Source organism: Streptomyces yangpuensis (assembly GCF_001005295.1).
GTDB classification, from domain to species: Bacteria; Actinomycetota; Actinomycetes; order Streptomycetales; family Streptomycetaceae; genus Streptomyces; species Streptomyces yangpuensis.
This window is the reverse complement of the sequence record NZ_LBMK01000003.1, coordinates 1099083-1115896: the sequence shown is the minus strand read 5'-3', so window position 1 is coordinate 1115896 and position 16814 is coordinate 1099083. Positions and strand designations below refer to the sequence as shown.

Genomic DNA, 16814 nt, shown 5'->3' with positions numbered 1-16814 from the left:
TACTTCCCCCCGTCGAACGGAAACGGGAAGCCTGACAAGGAGGCCGGAGGGTCACACCGAAGCCCACAGGCGGACCGATCGTCACATTGCGGTCCATGACATCCTGTGACGTCACAACTCGCCGGGCGGATTCGGCGGACGTCCGGGAATTTGGGGAAGGTCGATGAGGCTCTGCTTCCTGGTGGAGGAGCACTACCGCCACGACGGTATGCCGAACGAGGTGATCGGACAGCTGACCGCGTGGGGGCACCGTGTGGACGTCGTGCGGCCCGGCGGCTCGCTGCTGCGCATGACCGAGGTGGTGGACAAGGGTGCGCACGACGCCTGGGTGCTCAAGACGGTGTCGGGCGGCCCGGGGCTGACCCTCCTCGAAGCCGCCGCCGCGACCGGGCTGACCACCGTCAACGACGCCCGCTCGATCCGCGGCGTACGGGACAAGGCGCTGGCCGCCGCCATCGGGCGCGGCCGCGGCCTCCCGCTGCCGCCCACCTACGCCGTCGCCCGCCCCGAGTTGCTCAGGGAGATACCGGCGGCCGAGTACCCGCTCGTGGTCAAGCCCGCCGACGGCAGCTCCGGGCGGGCGGTGCACCTGGTGTCCTCGCCCGGGCGGCTGGAGACACTGCTGCCCGTGCTCGCGGGCGAGGGCATGCTCATCGCCCAGCCGTACGTACCCAACTCGGGCACGGACATCAAGGTGTACGCGGTCGGCGGGGAGCTGTTCGCGACCGAGCGGTGCTCCCCGCTGCACCCCGACCCCTCGGTCCGTGAGCGCCGCGTACGGTTGTCGTCCGAGGTCGCCGCGATCGCCGCCCAGGTGGGGGCGGTCTACGGGCTCGACCTGTACGGGGTGGACGTGCTGCTGGGTCCCGACGGGCCGGTGGTCGTCGACGTCAACGACTTCCCGAGCTTCCGGCAGGTGCCGGACGCGGCGGCGCGGGTGGCCCGCGCCGTACTGGGGCTGGCGCGGGTCGGCGGCGGCCCCACGACGGCAGCACCCGTGCCTGCGGCCGCGCCTGCGGCACCGGCACCGGCAGCCGCGACGACGATGGCGGCGGGGCCCGTGTCGCTCCCCCTGTCGATCCCGGTCCAGTCGTCTCCGGCGCAGATCTCCGCCGCAGCGGGTGACACCGTATGAGGATCGGCCTGATCACCCCGGAGCCCGGGCACCCGCTTCTGGCGGACACGACCGCACTGCTCGCCCCGGAGCACGAGGTCGAGGCAGTCGACCCGGCCACCGTCGGCGACGCACCCCTGGCACCCCTGCCCCTGGCCGACGTGTACCTGCTGAAGTCGCGCACGCCGCACGCTCTGGAACTCGCGCGGCGCCTGGAGCGGAGGGGGGCGCCGGTGGTCAACACCGCGGCGGCCACCGCGCTGTGCCAGGACCGTACGGAGATGGCCGGGCTCGCCCTGCGGGCCGGTCTGCCCTTCGCGGCGACCCGTACCGTCGGCGCCCTGGGGGCGTGGGCGAGCAGAGCACGGCCGTCCGCCCCCGTGGTGGTCAAGAGCCGGCTCAGCCGGCGCGGTGACCTCGTCGCCCGCGCCGACGACACCGCGGGGCTGCGGGAGTTGGCACGGGAATGGCCGCAGGAGCCGGTCGTGGTGCAGCCGTACGCGCCCAACAACGGGTGGGACCACAAGCTGTGGGCCATCGGCGACCGGGTCTTCTCGGCCCTGCGCCGCTCCGAGCTCTCCCCCGGCGGACGCGGCCCCACGCACCCCCTCGCCCCCGGCGAACTCCCCGACGGCTGGGCCGATCTGGTGCGGCGGGTCGGAGCGGTGTTCGCGCTGGACGTCTACGGCGTGGACATCATCGACACCGGGGGCGGGACGCCCCTGATCGTGGACGTCAACGCCTTCCCCGGCATCCGCGGCCAGTCCGGCGCCCCGGAGGCCCTCACCGCGCTGGCCCTGCGGCGGGCGGCGGGCGGCCACACCTGACACGGCTCCCCCGGCAGGTCCGGACGGGGGAATGCGGGCGCCGCGGCGTCCGCGGCCCGGTGTCGCGGCGCGGCCGGGCGGCGGGCGCGGTGAGGATCGGGGCATGGGCTTCGTCCTGCCGGTCCTCTTCGCGCTGTTCGCGGCGTTCAGCAACGCGCTGGCCACCGTGCTCCAGCGGCGGGCCGCGCTCACCGTGCCGCAGAGCGAGGGCTTCCGCCCCGGTCTGATCCTGGACCTGCTGCGCCGGCCCGTATGGGTCGCGGGCATCCTGGCCGTGATCGCCGCCGGGGCCGGGCAGGCCGCGGCGCTGGCCACGGGCGCGCTGGCCCTCGTACAGCCGCTGTTCGTACTGGAGCTGCCGCTCGCCCTGCTGATCGCCTCGCTGCTGACCCGGCAGCGGCTGCCGGGGGCCCTGTGGCTGGCCGTGGCGGGGGTGGTGGCCGGGCTCGGGGTCGCGCTGGTGGCCGCCTCGCCGGCGGGCAACCGTACCGATGTACCGGCCGAACGGTGGGTGGTGGCCCTCCCGGCCTGTGCGGTGATCGTCGCGCTGCTCGCCGTCGCCGGCATGCGACGGCCGCCCGGCCGCTCCCGGGCCGGCTGCCTCGGCGCCGCCACCGCCGTCTGCTACGCGCTCACCGCCGCCCTGATGAAGACATCCGTACACGCCCTCGACGACCACGGCATCGGCGCGTTCTTCACCGCGTGGGAGACGTACGCCTTCGGCGCGACCGGCATCTGTGCCCTGCTGCTGCTCGAACACGCCATGCAGGGCGGGCCGCTGGTGGCCTCGCAGCCCGCTCTGACCCTCGGGGACGCCGGCATCAGCATCGCACTGGGGGTGGTCCTGTACGAGGAACACCTGCGGTCGGGCTGGTGGTTGCTCCCCCAGCTCCTGGGCGTGGTCCTCGTGTGCGCCGGCGTGCTCGCCCTGGCCCGGGCGGGCGAGGACGCGCCGTGACTACGGGCCCGGATGCCCCTGCTGCGAGGGCCAGATGTGGTTCTGCGGGCCCGGCGCCGCAGGGTGGGGACCCCAGGAGGGGTCCCGGTCGTAGCCCCCGTACGGGGCGGCGGGATCGGCCCACGGCTCCGGGGCCCACGGCTCGGCGGCCGACGGGGCCGGGACCGGGGCCGGGGCCGGCGGGACCGCGTACCCGTACAGCGGCTCGGCGCGGGGCGCGGCGGGAGCCTCGGCGAAGGGTCCGGCGGGAGCCTCGGCGAGGGGTTCGGAAGGAGCGACCGGCACCTGGAGACTGCCGTAACGCTCCATCCGCTGCCAGCGCAGCCGGGAGCCGGCGACGGCGGTGAAAACGGACTGGATCACGACCAGGTACATCAGCTGGCGGTAGACGAACTGCTGGAGCGGCAGACTCCACAGCGGCCCGGGGCGCTCACCGTCCAGGCGGAAGGCGTACAACCCCATCAGGACCTGGAGCAGCAGGAAGGCCGTCCACAGGCCGACGATGCGCAAGGGGTCGAGGAAGACCAGGCCGTAGACGGCGAAGACGTCCACGACGGGTGCGAGCAGCGGCAGCAGGACCTGGAACATCAGGAGATAGACCAGGCCCCGACGGCCGAGCTTGCCGGCCTGTCCCCGCTGGGCGAGGGCGCCGCGGTGCTTCCACATCGCCTGGAGGGTGCCGTAGCACCACCGGTAGCGCTGCTTCCACAGCGCGCCGAGCGAGGCGGGGGCTTCGGTCCAGGCCTTGGCCCGCTCCTCGTAGACCACGCGCCAGCCGTCCCTGCACAGGGCCATGGTGAGGTCGGTGTCCTCGGCCAGGGTGGTGTCGCTGACGCCGCCGACCCGCAGCAGGGCCTCGCGGCGGAACGCGCCGACCGCGCCGGGGACGGTGGGCATGCACTCGGCGAGGTCGAACAGCCGGCGGTCGAGATTGAACCCGACGACGTATTCGATGTGCTGCCAGCGGCCGAGCAGTCCACCCCGGTTGACCACTTTGGCGTTGCCGGAGACCGCACCCACGCGGCGGTGGGCGAAGGGCTGGACGATCATGCGGACCGCGTCGGGTTCGAAGACGGTGTCACCGTCGACCATGACGAGGAGGTTGCAGGAGGCCGCGGCGATCCCCGTGTTGAGGGCGGCGGGCTTGCCGGCGTTCTGCTGCCGGATGACCCTTACGCCGGGCAGTCGGAGCGCCTCGACGATGTCGGCCGTGCCGTCCGTGGAGCCGTCGTCGACCACGATGACCTCGACCGGGTGGTCGGACGCGAGCAGGGAGCGGACCGCCGCCTCGATCCCGGCGCTCTCGTTGTACGCGGGGACGATCACGCTCACCGGCTCGGTGACCGGAGCACCCCAGGGCCTGCGCCGCATCCGCACGTGCCGCCTGGCAGCGACGAACACGGCGATCGCACGGAACAGGCTGATCGCGCCCGCCGCCCACAGCAGCCACGACAGCAGGTCGAGGAGCCCGCTGCTGGTGCCGATCGCGGTGATCAGCGCCAGGCCCTGCCACCGGTCCGCTGTGCCGGCGTTCTGCACGGGGGCGGGGAGGGACACCGCGTCGCCCACGGTGGCGAACTTCCAGCCGGACGCCTTCAGCCGTGGCACGAGCTGTTCGAGCGCTTCGACCGTCTGCGTGCGGTCCCCGCCCGCGTCGTGCAGCAGCACGATGTGCCCGGCGGAGTCCGAGGGGGTGGCGGCGGCGACGATCGCTTCGACGCCGGGGCGCCGCCAGTCCTGGCTGTCCAGGGTCGTCAGGACGGTCAGGTATCCCTCCTGCCCGGCCTGGACGACCGCGTTCCAGTCGGCGTCGCCGAGCGCCTTGTTGGTGGAGGAGTACGGCGGGCGCAGCAGGGGCGTGGTGACCCCGGTAGCCCCGGCGATGACGAGCTGGGTCTCGCGCAGCTCCAGGGAACGGCGCCAGGCGGACGCGGCGCCGAGGTCGGTGTGGGTGAAGCTGTGCAGGCCGATCTGGTGGCCCTCGTCGACGATACGACGGGCCAGGTCCGGGTTCTCGGCGACGCGGGTGCCGACCGTGAAGAAGGTCGCGTGCACGTCGTTGCGGCGCAGCACATCGAGGATCTTCGGGGTCCAGACGGGGTCGGGGCCGTCGTCGAAGGTCAGGGCGATCGTGCGGGGCGCCGGGGTGGCGGTGCGGCCGGCCGCCCCCTCGATCACCGGACCGCCGGAGCTGACTGCGGCCGGTACGGACGCCCCGGCGGCCTGCCCGCGGGGAGCCCCGTCGGGGCGCTCGTCGAACAGGTGCTGGGTGTAGCCCTCGAGGAGCAGGGCCGCCGAGAGCGTGAGCACCAGGGTGGTGAGCAGCAGCCAGTGGGTACGCAGGGGGACGTTGCGTACGGAGGTGTGCCTGCCCTGCGAGCGGCGACGGCGGTTCTTCGACACGGGGGTGGGGTTTCCTGCCTGCTGCGTCGGGTGGAGCAGTGTGGGCGTGAGGTGCGGGCGTGATGTGCGGTGGGGGCGTGACGTACGTGGGGTGCGGGCGTGAGGTGCGGACGGCTTCGGCCGGACCGCCGGGCTCAGGGGCGGCCGGTGGGCTTTCCGCCACCCTGGCCGGGCGGCGCCGTGAAGCGGCCGCGGCCGCCTCCGGGGGACGGCTGGCCCGGATCCGCCGGTCCGGTGGCGGCCTTCGTCGGACCCGGTCCCGTGACGGGTGCGGCGGTCCCGGATGTGGCGGCCGGTGCGGGAGCGCTGGGGCGCGCGGCAGCCGGAGTGGCCCGGGGGCCCGCGCCAGCAGTGCCGCGGGGGGACGGGCCGGCCGTCGCGCCCTTGGCCGGCTCCCCCGGCGCCGGGGTCTGCGGGGCCTGGGCCGCGGGGAGGAAGGGCGATCGGAAGGTGGGGCCGCCCATCAGCGTGCTCAGGAGCAGGATGACGTAGGCGGCGGCCGGTATCACCAGCAGGTAGCCCCATCGGCGCACGCGCCGCTGCCTGCGCCCCGAGCCGTCCACGAACACGGGGGCCGCGGCCGTGGACGCGACCTGCGGCGCCTGGGCGGCTCCGATGTCACCGAGGAAGAGCTCCATCGTGTCTTCGTCCGCGGCGCCGGGTGATGGGTGCATGGGTCGTGGCCTCTGGGGATCGGGCGACGGGTGTCGGCGGTCGAACAATCGAACGGGATGGCGGTCGTCGGGAGGAGGCGACCCGTGTCTGTCAGCGCTGGAGCCGCCGCTGGTGTCACTCCCGGCAGTGCGAATCGGGTCCTTTCCCCACGTTGCGGTACGGCAGGGGGCGCGCGGCCGGATCCGGTGCGCCCCTCTGGTCGGCGGGCGGCCTCGGCGATCCCGGTACCCGCACGGATGCCGCACCGGCAGCCGTCACCCCGGCCTCCTCGTCGCCCGGCCTCCTGCCGCTGGTGGCGGCCGCGGCGACGGCCCTCGTCGGCCGGGCCGACATCGCCGGATCCGCCCTTCCAGGGGCTGGACGACCGCTGGCCGGAACTGAGGGGCGGGGCCCCCACGACGGGCCGTACATGGCCGCAGCCGCCCTTCTGAACTGGTTCGGCGGCCCGGTCGGAGCCCTCCTGCCGCTCTCCCGGGAGGACGTCCGCTACCACGACCGCCGGGGGCGGACGCAGGAGCGGGCACGGGCGCGGCGGTCCGACACCGCGCCCCGGGGGTTGACCAGCAGTTCCGCGAGCGTCACATAGCGCCGGCCCTGTCAGGCACGGAAGGTGATCCCTTTCATCCCGTCATCCCCGCACGTCCCCTGCCACGCGGGTCAGGCAGAAGGGGTGGCCGGCCGGGTCGGTGAAGACCCGCCACCGGTCGCCGCCCGGCTGCTGCTCCGGCTTGCCCGCGCCCAGTTCCAGGAGCAGCGCCTCGGCCTCGTCGAGGTCGTCGACCTCGAAGTCGAAATGCGCCTGCTGCGGCACGGCTGCGCCGGGCCACGACGGCGCCCTGTGTTCGTCGACGCGCTGGAAGCCGATGAAGAGCCCGCCCTCGCCGACGAGTCCGGCGAACTCGCCGTCGGACGCGGGATGCGGGTCGAAGCCGGTGGCCCGCCGGTAGAACGCGGCGAGCGCCTCGGGGTCGGCGCAGTCGAGTGTGATCGCCGTGAGCCTCAGCCGAGGGGTCATGCCGCTCCCTGTCCTCCGTACCGTCCACCACGCTCCGGACCCGGACGCGCATGCGTCACCGTCACCGTAGTGATCACCCGCGCACCCCGCGAGCGAACGGGCCACCGGACCGCCGGCACCCCTCGGCCACGTCCGCTTCATGAAGGTGTACGGGGCGTACGGTGGTACGGGTCGTACGGGTACCCGCGATCAGCTCTGCGTCTCCTCGCGGCGTCCGACAGCGGCCGCATCGGGTACGAGGAGCAGCTTGCCGGTGGTACGCCGAGCCTCCAGGTCGCTGTGGGCCTGGGCGGCCTCGGACAATGCGTAGCGGCCCGTCACGGTGACCTCGAGCACCTGGGAGCGCACCCACTCGAACACATCGGCGGCCCGTCGGAGCAGTTCGGACCGATCGGCGATGAAGTCCCCGAGGCTGGGCCGGATCAGGGTCAGCGAACCGCCCTGGGCGAGCCGCATCGGATCAAACGGCGGCACGGCACCACTTGCTGCGCCGAAGAGCACGAGATGGCCGCGGGCTCGCAGGCTGGCGAGGCTCGCATCGAAGGTGTGCGCGCCGACGCCGTCGAAGACAACCGGCAGTCCCTGACCGCCGTTGAGCCGCCTCACCTCGGCTGCGAGATCGTCGACTGCGGAGGAAAGGATCACCTCAGCGGCCCCGGCACGCTTCGCCAGCTCGGCCTTCGCCGTGGTCGACGTCGTGCCGATCACCCTGCCGCCGAGATGGGTGACGAGCTGGGTCAAAAGCAGCCCCATGCCACCGGCAGCCGCATGCACGAGCACCGTGTCGCCCCCCTGAACCGGGTAGGCGTCCTTGACGAGATAGTGCGCGGTCATGCCCTGGAGGAGCACGGCGGCGGCCGTCTCGAAGTCGATGTCGTCGGGCAGCGGCACCAGCCGGGAGGAGTCCACGACGGCCCGCTCGGCATACGAGCCGGGAATCTCCACCCAACCGACCCGGTCCCCCACTGCGACGTCGGCGACGCCGGGTCCGACTTCGACGACCGTGCCGGCGCCCTCGGTGCCCGGGGTGAAGGGCAGCGGGAGGCTGTACCGGCCTTCGCGGTGGTAGACGTCGAGGAAGTTGACCCCGGATGCGGCGACCTCCACGAGCGCCTCGCCCGGACCCGGCCGCGGCTGGTCCACCTTGGCCTCCTGCAGCACCTCGGGACCGCCCACTTCGTACACCTGAATCGCTCGCATTACCCCTCCATTAACGGCTCATCCCCCACCAACCCCGTTGATGGCGATCCGATTCCCGGCAAGCAGACCAGCCCGCCGCCCCCGCCGAGAGCTCAGACGCCTGCTCCGCACCCGGGGCTGGGACAGGAGACAGAGGCCGTCAAGGGTCGACGAACGCACCACCCGCCGCTTCCGCACCGCCATACGGCCACCCACCATAACCGGCGTAGCCTCCGGCAACTCCACCGCGCGGCGCACGAAATCGACCACCCTGCGCCGCGGGGGACCGGCCCGTATCGCCCACCTCCTCGGCCTGGTCCCCTCGACCGTCCACCGCGTCCTGACCCGCTACCCGCTGGCCCGCCTGACCCACCTCGGCGCGGACCTGAGAAACGCGCGGCCCGTCCCGGACACCGACGCCCCGGGACGGGCACAGACCGCGGTCAGGTGCGGCCGAGCGGCGGCACGCCGCCCGGCACGGGGCTACTTGCCGAGGATGCCGCCCGTCGCCTGGCCGGCCGCACCCTGCATCAGGGCCTCGTTGCTCATGATCTGGGTGCCCGGGAGGGCGGCCATGCCGATGTCACCGGTCGGCGCGGCGCCGTTGTAGGAGCCGACCGTGTTGTCGCGGCCGACGTTGAAGATGTCGTCGCCCGCGACCTGGATCTGGTCGCCGAAGACGAGCGAGTACGTGTTGCTGATCGGTGCGTAGACGGCGAAGGTGTCGTCGGCGGAGGCGGCGGACGCGCCCGCCAGGAGGATGCCGCCGACGGCGAGAGCGGTCAGGGCGCAACGGATCGATCGCACGAGTACTGCCTTTCGTGGAAGATGCAGGAAAGGATGCAGAAAGCAGTGCGAACGTAGGGTGCTTCGCGCGGCAGGAGTCCGTACCCGCCGCCGTACGGCCCGAGTCCATCCGTACGGCGCAGCCTCCCGGACCACCTGACCAAGCCCTACTAGGTGGTGGGCCCGGCGGCCCGGCGCAGACGGCGGAGGGTCAGTGCGTAGGCGGTCGCCGCGATCACGGCGACGGCCGCCCCGACCGTGAGGAGCCAGACCGGGATGCCGTCGCCCACCGTGAGCAGCTCGTTGCGGTAGACGGTCCGGCGGTACGGGGTGTCCTTCGGCGTCGCGCGCAGTTCGTGGTCGGCGTCGATGCGGCCCGGCTCGGGGAACTCCTGGTCGATCGCCGTGAGGAACACCGGCTTGCCGTCGGCGAGGTCGGCGAGCGGGCCGGCCTTCGGCTCGATGGTGCCCGCGAAGGTCACCTTCGGTGCGGAGCCGCCGATCCGGGTGGCGGGCTCCATCCGGTGGTCCGCGAGGACGTAAAGGCCGAGCGACTGCGGTGTCCTGGCCATGCGGGAGAGCCGCATCGGGTAGACCAGCCGGTCACTGTCGAAGCGGATCTTCAGCGGGTCGAGGTCGCCGCGGAGCACCTTGCCCTGTCCGCCGCGCGGGGCGAGGCGTACCGCCACGTACTCCCACTGCTGGTCGACGTACGGCTTGACCTCGGTCGCGAGGCGGTCGGGGAGCTGGAAGCCGTTGCTCTCCAGCCAGTTCTTCAGCGCGTCCGGGTCGGTGGCGGTCAGCCGGGCGACGTCGAAATCGCCGAGCTGCTCCCGGCCGACCACACCGACGGGCGGCGCGGCGCCGGCGATCGGGGCGCCAGCTCCGTCGCCCATACCGGACGAGAAGGGCCAGTCGCCGCTGCGCGGCCAGAAGTGGCTGCGGGTCTTCCGCTCGGGCCGGGTCAGCTCGCGCAGTTCGTCGAACATGTCGCCGTCGCCCAGCTCCACCGTGGCGCGCCCCGGCACCGGCATGATCCAGGCCGCCCGCTGCGCGTTCCCGCCGACGGTGAAGCGCATGACGATCTGTTCCGTGCGGCCGTCCCAGCGCACGACGGAGGTCTCGCGGTCGACGCCGATACGGGACTGGCCGTCGGGGATCATCGCCCCGCAGCCGCAGGCGTAGGCGGGGCTGATGAGGGAGCCCACCTGGGTCGCGAACAGGGCAAACAGTAGAAATATGATCCTTCGTTTCATCCACACGGGGCTTCAGACGGCCGACCGTGTGTTCCGGTTCCGCCCCCTGTCGCTACACGATCCGCCCTGGCCCATACTGTGGCGCATGAGGGGGAGTGAGAAGCAGGCGCAGGTTCTGCGCAGCCCGATGGTTCCGGACTCCGTGGTGGCGGAGATCGCTCGTCACGACTGGGAGCGCATCGAGTGCGGCTGCGGCCGTTCCGCGGGCCATCTCGTGGACGCCGTACGCGACGCCGCCGAGGGGCATCCCGCGGCGTTCCACGCGCTGGAGGGCCATGCCTTCTTCGCGCAGCACCTGAAGCCGCCGGCTCCGGCGGTGTGCGCCGTGCTGATGGCGGTGTGGTCGGCGCAGCCGCCCCGGCGCGCGACGCGCGAGGCGCTGCTGTGGACGCTGCTGGCCATGCTGTGCACGGTGGACGACGGCGGGACCCACGAGGCCGGCCTGCACGGGCAGTGCGCCGCCTTCATCCGCACCGGTGTGGACGGATTCCGCCGGGAGCTGGCCGCCGTGCCGGGATCGGGGACGGCGGCGTACGCGGAGGGCATCCTGGAGATCCTCGGCCTGCCGTCGTCCTGACGGCGCAGGCTCGTGTGACGGCACGGGGTGCGGCTGGGTGGCAGCTTGCGGCTCGGTGACAGCTTGCGGCCGGGCTGCGGCCGGCTTGCTCACGCGGCGGCGCGCGCCGTCTCGGTGACCGCGCCGGGCAGCCAGTCGGCGACCCGGCCGAAGGCGAAGCCCAGCTCCGTGGCCCGGCCGTTGTCCATGGCGTAGGCCCGGTCGAAGGAGAAGGGCGACGCGTCGCCGCCCGCCTCGACGACCCGGTGGTGGGGCCGCCGACCGAGCCGTTCCGCGACCGTGGCGCAGAGGTCGAGGACGTCCGGGGCGCCGTGCGAGGCGGCGTTGACGGGCCCGGTGAAGGTCTGCCGCGCCGTCCAGTCGAGGAAGTCGGCCATCTCCAGGTGGTGGATGAACGAGGTGCCGTACGGGGCTGCGTGGACGTCGACCGGGATCCCGGCGGCGATCCGCCGCACGTAGTGCGCGAGACGCCCGGTGAACTCCGCCCGGCCGCCCCCGAGGACGTGCGCGGTCCGGACGCTGACGAACGGGAACGGCGGTTCGAGCGGCCCGGTCGGTTCGAGCGGCTCGTGCTGCCCGTGCGGCCCGTGCAGGAAGACGGCCTCGGCCCCTCGCTTCCCCTCCGCGTAGGCCTGGGCCTGGCCCTGGGCCCGGGTGCCGCCGGGTGCGGGGGTGGGCTCCTGCCGGTACCGGAACGGCGGCCGCGTGAGGTCCAGGTCCCCCTCGACGACGGGGACGGCGGGCAGGCCGGGCGCGGTGCGCGGCCCGGAGCCGGCAGGCATCGTGGCCGGGTCGTACACCTCCATCGTCGAGGTCATCACATAGCGCCCGGTCCTTCCGGCGAACACCCGCCGGGCGATATCCGCCTGGAGCGGCGTGTAGCAGACCTGGTCGACGACCACGTCGAAGTCCCGCCGCCCCAGGGCCGCCCGCAGCCCCGCCTCGTCGTCACGGTCGGCGAGGAGCCGGCCGACGCCGGGGGGCGGGGCGCTGGAGCCCCGGTTGAGGACCATGACGTCGTCCCCCGTGTCGCGCAACCGCGTGACCAGGGACTTCCCGAAGTACCGGCTGCCGCCGATGACAAGAATCCGCTTCATGGGTCCGACTCTCGCGCGGTATCGTCCCCAGCGGAACCGACCACCCGCTGAACGGGTCGTAAGGAAAACTGATGATCGATGTGCAGCGGTTGCGTGTCCTGCGGGCGGTGGCCGAGCACGGCAGCTTCAACAAGGCGGCCGGTGCTCTGCTGCTGACCCCCTCGGCCGTCTCCCAGCACATCGCGGCGCTGGAGCGCACGCTGGGCCACCCGGTGGCGGTGCGCAGCACACGCGGTGTCACGCTCACCGAACCGGGACGGCTCCTCGTGGAGGCGGCGGAGACGATCTCCGCCGAACTGGACCAGGTGCGCCGCGCGATCGACCGGCTGACACAGGAACGGCCGCGGCTGACCGTGGCCACGTTCACCAGCGGGGGCCGGCACCTGCTGCCCGCGGCCCTCGCCCGGTTCGTGCAGACGCACCCGGAGGTGGAGCTGACGGTGCTGGAGAGCGAACCGGAGGACGCCGTGCCAATGGTGCGCGGCGGCGCGGCGGACCTTGCGCTCGCCTACCACTTCGACGGGCCCCCGCCGGTACGTCCGGGTGGGCGTCCGGGCCTGGTCTGGCGGCCACTGCTGGAGGATCCGCTGAGGCTGGTGCTGCCGGACGGGCACCGCCTGGCCGGCCGGACCTCGGTGGACCTCGGCGAGCTGTCCGGCGACCGGTGGGTCCTGGGCTGCCTCAAGACGGAGGCCTTCCTGCGCCGGTACGCGGAGCTCGCCGGCTTCGACCTGCGCGTGGGGGCCTCGACCACCGACTACTTCTTCGCGCAGACACTGGTCGCGGCGGGCGTCGGCGTCTCCCTCGTCCCGCAGGTCGCACTGGCCGGCGCCGCCGGGACGGTCGTGGTACGTGTCGAACCCCCGCGTCCCGCCCGGCACATCGGCCTGGTCCTGCCGCAAGGGCGCCGTACCAACCCCTCCGCCGAAGCCCTGGCCGAGGCCCTCGCGGCCACCGCCACCGTCACCGCCACCGACCGCTGAGCAGTCCGGAGCCCGTCCCCCGGTCCGGCCCCGCACCGGCGGCTCGCCTCCTGCCCCCAGGTGGCCTCCGAGGTGGCGCTCAGGCCCCCGAACCGGGTGTCACCAGGCCGGTCTCGTAGGCGAGGACCACGGCCTGGGCCCGGTCGCGCAGCGACAGCTTCGCGAAGATGCGGGCCACATGGGTCTTCACGGTGGCTTCGCTGAGCGTCAGCTCCGCCGCCAGTTCGGAGTTGGAGCGGCCGTGGCCCATCAGGGTCAGCACCTCGCGTTCGCGCGGGGTCAGCGCGGCCAGCTCCCGGTGGGTGCCGGCCGTCGTGACCCGGTCGCGGGCGGCCGCGCCGGGGGCGCAGCACTCCACCAGACGGCGGGTGATCGACGGGGCGAGCAGCGCGTCACCGGTACCGACCAGGCGCACGGCTGCGGCGAGGTGCGCGGGGGTGACGTCCTTCAGCAGGAAGCCGCTGGCCCCGGCGGCGAGCGCGGCATACACGTACTGGTCGAGGTCGAAGGTGGTCAGCATGATCACCCGGCAGCCGGGGGTCTCGGCGAGGATGCGCCGGGCGGCCTCCAGGCCGTCCATGACGGGCATGCGGATGTCGAGCAGGACGACATCGGGGCGCAGCCGGCGCACCTGGGCGACAGCCTCGGCACCGTCGCCGGCGACGCCGACCACGTCGATCCCGCGGGCCGTCAGGATCAGCCGGAAGCCGGTGCGGACCAGGTCCTGGTCGTCGGCGATCACCACGCGGGGCGCCGGCCCGCCGACGGCGGTGGGGGTCCCGGGCGCGGTCACGGCCGGTCCAGGGGGAGACGGGCGCGCACCCGGTAGCCACCGCCGAGGCGGCGGCGGGCGTCGAGGTCTCCGCCGTAGACGGCGACCCGTTCACGCAGGCCCAGCAGGCCCCGCCCGGTCCCTTCGGCCTTCGCCGCGACCCGGCCCGCGGACCGCGGCCGGGATCCGGGCGCACCGCCCGCGAGCACGCTCGGCCCGCTGCTCAGCACCTCCACGCGCAGCGCGTGTTCGGCGTACCGTACCGTCACCTGGGTCCGGCCTCCCTCTCCGTGTTTGAGCGCGTTCGTGAGCGCCTCCTGGATGATCCGGTACGCGGTGACGTCGATCCCGGCCGGGAGGGGCCGCGGGTCGCCGGACACGCGGACCTCCACCGGCAGGCCCGCGAAGGCGAACCGGCCGACGAGCGCGCTGAGCCGGGTCAGGCTGGGCTGCGGCGCCAGCCGGGTGGCCGCGGTCACCTGCGCCTCGTACGGGGCGTCCGCGCCGTCCTGCGCGGGCGCGAGCAGCCCCAGCAGGTGCCGCAGTTCGGTCATCGTGGTGCGCCCGGCCTGCTCCACGGCGCCCATGGCCGTCGCGGCCTCCTCCGGCATGGTGGCGAACACCTCGCGGGCGGCTCCGGCCTGGACCACCATCAGGCTGACGTTGTGGCTGACGATGTCGTGGAGTTCGGCTGCGATCCTGGCGCGTTCGGCGTCGACCGCGCCGCGGGCCGCGCTCTCCCGTTCCCGTTCCGGCAGCCAGCCGCGCTCCTCGATCGCCGCCCGGTGGCCGCGCCGGGCGCGCAGCAGGGCCATGCCCAGTGCGGCGGCCGCGGCCGCCGCGACGCAGGCGACCACCGTGGCGATGATCTGTCCCACCATCAACTCCCCACCCCGCAGGCCCGGATGCAGCTGGCGCAGACCGCCGGCCGGCCCGGCGTGACCGCTGCGGCGGGGCCGTTCGGGCAGGGCGTTCTGGACGTGCCCAAGGGCTGGCTCTGGATGCCCGGCGGCTCCCTGCGGGTGGTGGGACGGGCCGACCCGGGAGGCCCGGTCGACCGGGTCGAGGTCCTGGAGGGCCGTTGGGCGACCGCGCCCGGGGAGATCGTCGTCGCCTGGCCGTCCGCGGGTACGCCCGGCACGGAACTGCTCGGAACCACGCTGGAGGTGCCCGGAACGGCGCCCCTGACGGTCGTCGGATTCGCGGCGGGCATGGGCAAGTCGGCGGACGCCTGGGTGTCGCCCGAGCAGATGACCGTGCTGCGTCCGGCCACCGCCCAGATGCTGTACCGCTTCACCGACTCCTCGACGCCGGCGCGGCTGGACGGCGCACTGGCCCGGGCCACCACCGGACTGCCCGAGGGGGCACTGACCAGTGCGCACACCCACCTCGACCTGAGGAAGGCGTTCTCGTCGCTGGCCGACGCCTACCTCCCCTTCATGACGCTCTTCGGCGTCCTCGGCCTGCTGGTGTCCGCCCTGATCGTCGGGAACGTCGTCAGCGGGGCGGTCGTCTCCGGGTACCGGCACATCGGCGTACTGAAGGCCCTGGGCTTCACCCCGAACCAGGTGGTCGCCGTCTACCTGGCGATGATGGCCGTGCCGGCCCTCGTCGGCTCCGCGGCCGGAACCCTGCTCGGCAACGCGCTGGCCGAGCCCATCCTGAGGATCGCGTTCTCCGGCATCGAGACCGGCCGGGCCGCCGTCGGCGGCGTCTCCTCGTGGGTGTCGGCCGTCTGCCTGCTGGGGATGCCCACCCTCGTCCTGCTCACCGCGCTGGTCCCCGCACTGCGGGCGCACCGGCTGCCGGCGGCCCGGGCCATCAGCGCGGGCAGCGCCCCGCTGACCGGCCGCGGGCTGCGCGTCCTGGGCGGCAGCCGGCTGCCGCGCGCGGTCAGCATGGGCCTGGGCCAGCCCTTCGCCCGTCCCGGCCGCACGCTGCTGACCCTGGCCGCCATCGTCCTCGGCGTCACCACGGTGACCCTCGCGACCGGACTGACCAGCACGATGCTCGCCTACGGCGAGGCCGGACGCGGCGGCGGCGCCCTGGTCAGGGTGGAAGCCGGGGGGCCGGACAACGGCCGGGCCGCTCCTCTTCAGGACGACGCCGGGATCGAGGCACGGCTGCGGTCCCTGCCCGGCGCGGCGGGGGTACGGGCCCGGGCACTGGCCCAGGTGACCCTGGCCGGGCAGAGCCGGCCCGCCTTCGCCGACTTCTACCGCGGGGACGATGCCTCGTCGGCCGGCCGGATCGCCCGGGGTCGGATGCCCGGGGCGGCCGGCGAACTCGTGGCCGGGCCGGCCTTCCTGACGCAGAACGGCCTGCGGCTCGGCGACCGGGTCACCCTGGCGCTGGGCGGCAGGCAGACCTCCGCGACCGTCGTGGGCGAGCTCATCGACGGCAACGCCCGCGCCCTGGAGGCCTCCTGGGACACCCTCCTGCCGCTGTCACCGGATGCCCGGGCGGTCGAGTACGAGGTGCGGCTGACTCCCGGGGCCGATGCCCGGACGTACGCCGCGGCGGCCGAGGCCGCCGACCCGGGGCTGCGCGCCTCGGTCTCGGACGCGGGGAACACCGCCACCACCACCGTCGTCGCCTTCTCCACCGTGTTCACGGTCCTGTTGAGCGTCGTCGCGTCCCTCGGTGTCTTCAACACCGTCCTCCTGGGCACCCGGGAGCGCCGGCGGGACCTCGGCATGCTCAAGTCGATCGGGATGACTCCGCGGCAGGTCGTGATGATGACCGTGACCTCGGTGGCGGGTGTGGGGGTGGTCGGCGGGCTGCTGGGCATCCCGCTCGGGGTCCTCGCGCACCGGCTCGTCGTGGACAACGTCCAAGTGGTCTCCTTCCCGGAGTCGATGAAGGCCGTGTGGGACGTACCCCAGCTGTCGGGCCTGCTGCTCGCCGGGGTCGCGATCGCCGTCGTGGGAGCACTGGTTCCGGCCCGGTCCGCGGCCCGGATGACGATCGCCGCGGCCCTGCACACCGAATGAGCCACCGCAGCGGCCCGGGAATTGCGGCACCGTCCGGGCGCTGATGGAGGAGGCCCGGGCCCGCGGGTGGCGTCCCGACGGCCCGTCGGGCATGGAGATCGACGGCTGGACGCTCTTCGAGGCCGCCCTGCGCAGGCGGACCCCCTCCGCCGGCGCGCCGCCCGCCCCGCAGGCGTGAT

16 protein-coding genes and 1 pseudogene are annotated in these 16814 nt (G+C 73.9%); 8 read left to right on the top strand and 9 right to left on the bottom strand.

Annotation, left to right across the window (positions count from 1 at the left end; translation table 11 throughout):
- Nucleotides 1–163: 163 nt before the first annotated feature.
- The 3 genes from AAT21_RS20245 (at nt 164) to AAT21_RS20235 (ending at nt 2899) form a co-directional block, all read left to right on the top strand.
- Complete coding sequence (locus AAT21_RS20245) at nt 164–1135, top strand: ATP-grasp domain-containing protein (RefSeq protein WP_046778185.1); 972 nt, start codon at nt 164–166, stop codon at nt 1133–1135.
- Entirely contained in the window at nt 1132–1941 is an 810-nt protein-coding gene (locus AAT21_RS20240) for an ATP-grasp domain-containing protein (protein WP_046778184.1), read from the top strand. Before AAT21_RS20245 ends, AAT21_RS20240 begins: the two co-directional genes overlap by 4 nt.
- Nucleotides 1942–2044: 103 nt before the next feature.
- Nucleotides 2045–2899, top strand: a complete 855-nt coding sequence (locus tag AAT21_RS20235; protein ID WP_046778183.1) for a DMT family transporter — start codon at nt 2045–2047, stop codon at nt 2897–2899.
- On the opposite strand, the gene AAT21_RS20230 is transcribed toward AAT21_RS20235, so the two are convergent.
- The 4 genes from AAT21_RS20230 to AAT21_RS20215 form a co-directional block, all read right to left on the bottom strand.
- Nucleotides 2900–5302 carry a bifunctional polysaccharide deacetylase/glycosyltransferase family 2 protein gene (locus AAT21_RS20230; protein WP_235438952.1) on the bottom strand — a complete coding sequence of 801 codons (2403 nt, stop codon included), beginning with the start codon at nt 5300–5302 and terminating at the stop codon, nt 2900–2902.
- A gap of 134 nt (nt 5303–5436) precedes the next feature.
- Nucleotides 5437–5976, bottom strand: coding sequence for a hypothetical protein (locus tag AAT21_RS39175; RefSeq protein ID WP_157879742.1), 540 nt, complete (start codon nt 5974–5976; stop codon nt 5437–5439).
- A 629-nt stretch (nt 5977–6605) separates the two neighbouring features.
- A complete protein-coding gene (locus AAT21_RS20220) occupies nt 6606–6992 on the bottom strand; it encodes a VOC family protein (RefSeq protein WP_046778181.1) in 387 nt (128 codons plus the stop codon).
- Between the two features lie 189 nt (nt 6993–7181).
- Nucleotides 7182–8192, bottom strand: a complete 1011-nt coding sequence (locus AAT21_RS20215) for a quinone oxidoreductase family protein (protein ID WP_046778180.1) — start codon at nt 8190–8192, stop codon at nt 7182–7184.
- A gap of 253 nt (nt 8193–8445) precedes the next feature.
- Here AAT21_RS20215 and AAT21_RS36930 point away from each other — a divergent pair.
- Nucleotides 8446–8547: pseudogene (locus AAT21_RS36930) on the top strand (IS481 family transposase); the annotation flags it as partial.
- A gap of 107 nt (nt 8548–8654) precedes the next feature.
- On the opposite strand, the gene AAT21_RS36925 reads toward AAT21_RS36930, so the two are convergent.
- Complete coding sequence (locus AAT21_RS36925) at nt 8655–8978, bottom strand: hypothetical protein (RefSeq protein WP_046778179.1); 324 nt, start codon at nt 8976–8978, stop codon at nt 8655–8657.
- A gap of 149 nt (nt 8979–9127) precedes the next feature.
- Complete coding sequence (locus AAT21_RS20205) at nt 9128–10213, bottom strand: DUF2330 domain-containing protein (protein WP_046778543.1); 1086 nt, start codon at nt 10211–10213, stop codon at nt 9128–9130.
- 85 nt (nt 10214–10298) lie between these two features.
- On the opposite strand from AAT21_RS20205, the gene AAT21_RS20200 reads away from it, so the two are divergent.
- A complete protein-coding gene (locus AAT21_RS20200) occupies nt 10299–10790 on the top strand; it encodes a hypothetical protein (protein ID WP_157879741.1) in 492 nt (163 codons plus the stop codon).
- 89 nt (nt 10791–10879) lie between these two features.
- On the opposite strand, the gene AAT21_RS20195 is transcribed toward AAT21_RS20200, so the two are convergent.
- Nucleotides 10880–11887, bottom strand: a complete 1008-nt coding sequence (locus AAT21_RS20195) for a Rossmann-fold NAD(P)-binding domain-containing protein (protein ID WP_046778177.1) — start codon at nt 11885–11887, stop codon at nt 10880–10882.
- A 71-nt stretch (nt 11888–11958) separates the two neighbouring features.
- Between AAT21_RS20195 and AAT21_RS20190 the strand changes: the two genes are divergently transcribed.
- Nucleotides 11959–12870, top strand: coding sequence for a LysR family transcriptional regulator (locus AAT21_RS20190; protein ID WP_046778176.1), 912 nt, complete (start codon nt 11959–11961; stop codon nt 12868–12870).
- A 79-nt stretch (nt 12871–12949) separates the two neighbouring features.
- Here AAT21_RS20190 and AAT21_RS20185 read toward each other — a convergent pair whose 3' ends face one another.
- Nucleotides 12950–13663 (bottom strand): response regulator, encoded by a 714-nt coding sequence (locus AAT21_RS20185; RefSeq protein WP_046778175.1) that lies wholly within the window; start codon nt 13661–13663, stop codon nt 12950–12952.
- On the bottom strand, nt 13660–14523 hold the full coding sequence (locus tag AAT21_RS20180) for a sensor histidine kinase (RefSeq protein ID WP_046778174.1): 864 nt from the start codon (nt 14521–14523) through the stop codon (nt 13660–13662). The genes AAT21_RS20185 and AAT21_RS20180 overlap by 4 nt, the downstream gene beginning before the upstream one ends.
- Nucleotides 14524–14547: 24 nt before the next feature.
- Here AAT21_RS20180 and AAT21_RS20175 point away from each other — a divergent pair, with 24 nt between their 5' ends.
- Nucleotides 14548–16635 carry an FtsX-like permease family protein gene (locus AAT21_RS20175; RefSeq protein ID WP_052757892.1) on the top strand — a complete coding sequence of 696 codons (2088 nt, stop codon included), beginning with the start codon at nt 14548–14550 and terminating at the stop codon, nt 16633–16635.
- Between the two features lie 43 nt (nt 16636–16678).
- Nucleotides 16679–16813 carry a hypothetical protein gene (locus tag AAT21_RS39725; protein ID WP_268768182.1) on the top strand — a complete coding sequence of 45 codons (135 nt, stop codon included), beginning with the start codon at nt 16679–16681 and terminating at the stop codon, nt 16811–16813.
- The last annotated feature ends 1 nt before the right edge of the window (nt 16814 follow it).